1 protein-coding gene is annotated in these 2088 nt (G+C 42.0%); it reads left to right on the top strand.

Annotated features, from left to right (window positions below; genetic code table 11):
* The first annotated feature begins 1016 nt into the window (after positions 1-1016).
* A complete protein-coding gene (locus tag KSW37_RS15395) occupies positions 1017-1886 on the top strand; it encodes an Rpn family recombination-promoting nuclease/putative transposase (protein WP_119229535.1) in 870 nt (289 codons plus the stop codon).
* The last annotated feature ends 202 nt before the right edge of the window (positions 1887-2088 follow it).

Genomic DNA, 2088 nt, shown 5'->3' with positions numbered 1-2088 from the left:
GCAAAGGTACGAACAAATGAGAAGACTACAATGGTATAAATGCGGAGCCGCTTACAATCATTATGCAGAAGTAACCGAATTCATTTACGAGTAAAGCAAAATCCTTTGCCGATGGGTCGAAAGCAGAGACTGACAATCTTGGTTAGGAATAACGATTATTAATTGTCAACCTTCACCAGGAATAAGACTCTAGGTAGTAAACTAAATATAGGAAACTATACGTATCGGTTCGTTTCACAGGATGAAACGAAGCGTTTCTCCGCTTGAAACGAACAGTTTCATGGTATGAAATAAAATATTTCATTCTATGAAACCGTAACCTTTGTGGTTTAACGATTTTAGTTGACCACTTTTAGTTTTATTTGTAAGACGAGTTGACTCGGTTAAAACTTATTTATAATTCACGTTGACTTTCCTGAAAATCGTGAGGGATAACCCCAAATCGTGATGGATAGCGTGATGGATTTTTCCATTTTTGAAGTATCTATCACGCTATTCAAGTATCTGTATATTAGTATGTTAAGATGTATAATAGATGTAAATCGTGATGGATGATAGATGATTACATAAAATTTGTTCATATGAAGGCTGCGCTGGGTAACTTATATGGCTGCATCGGGTTACTGATATGGCTGCATCAGGTTACGAATATGGCTGCATCGGGTTACGGATATGGCTGCATCGGGTTACGGATATGACTGCGCTGGGTTACGAATATGGCTGCATCGGGTTATAGATATTACTGCGTAAGCTAACTGAGACGTATCCGTAAGCTTATCGAGACGTCTGCATCAGCTAACTGAGACGTCTGAACTCGCTGACTGAACCACTTGAGCTAGCTGACTGAGCCACTTGAGTATTCTTCTTCATGTACTTGCGTACAACCATAGAAACTTTTCAACCGTACAGTTATTTTAAAAAGAAAATCCCATAATTTCTTGGCAGTTTCAATAAAAAAGTGTATCTTCGCAGCAGAATTGCAATATTGCGTCCACGACCTTATAAAACGTAAGAAGATGGCAAGATTTATAGACCCACGTGTCGATTGGGCTTTCAAGCGAATCTTTGGAAGCGAGGACACGAAAGAATGTCTGATAACATTCCTCAACGGACTGTTTGAAGACGAGTTGGTAATCAAGGACGTGACGTTTGCCAAGACAGAAAAACTTGGCTTGCGTCCCGATGACCGCGGTGTAATCTTCGATGTCTATTGCGTCACAAACGAGGGCAAGCATGTCATCGTAGAGATGCAGAAGAAAGAGCAGGAATACTTTGCCGACAGGGCATTGTATTACACGGCACGTGCCATCGTGCAGCAAGGCATTCGTGGAATCTGGGACTATCATTTGGCTCCAGTCTATACGGTGTGTTTCATGGACTTTGTATCGGTGAGTCCGATGCTAAAGAAGTTTCGTACCGACTTGGTGCTTACTGATTTGCAGACACGCCAGCGAGTGTCCGACAGGATGCGTATTGTGTACCTCCAACTGCCATTGTTCGACAAGCATACGGAGGCAGAGTGTATGGATATATTTGATTGTTGGATTTATATAATGAAGAATATGAACATGTTTGAACAGATGCCATTCAGCGAGAAGTATCCAGTCTTCCGCAAGTTGGCAGAGATAGGAGACCTCCGCAAGCTTTCCCGAGAAGAACTTGAGCTTTATGATGAGGACATCAAGAATATGCGTGATATATATGCCACCAGAAAGTTTGATGAGAAGAGAGGAATGGAAAAAGGTCGTGCTGAAGGTCGTGCTGAAGGGGAACTGTCTAAAGGTTTAGAAGTAGCCCGTAACTTGTTGGAAATGGGTATGTCTTGGTCTCAAATCATACAAGCTACAGGATTAACAGAAGACCAGCTGAAGCAACTTCAGTCGTAGTGTATGTACATTATCCACGAGTTTTTTTCTTAGTATAAGTGACTATGCCAGGCGAGAAGGAAATATCTTCCGGCATTAAAACAACGAGGGCTGCAAACGGTATTGTTACCATTTGCAGCCCTTACTTATGTTAAAACCAGGAGCGTAAAATTACAATCCCTGACCTGGGCGGTTCGGATCATTTGAGCCATAACCCGGTCCC

Source organism: Segatella copri, assembly GCF_019127135.1.
GTDB lineage: Bacteria > Bacteroidota > Bacteroidia > Bacteroidales > Bacteroidaceae > Prevotella.
Note: the sequence above shows the minus strand (reverse complement) of the source record. Positions and strands in the feature narration are given on the sequence as shown.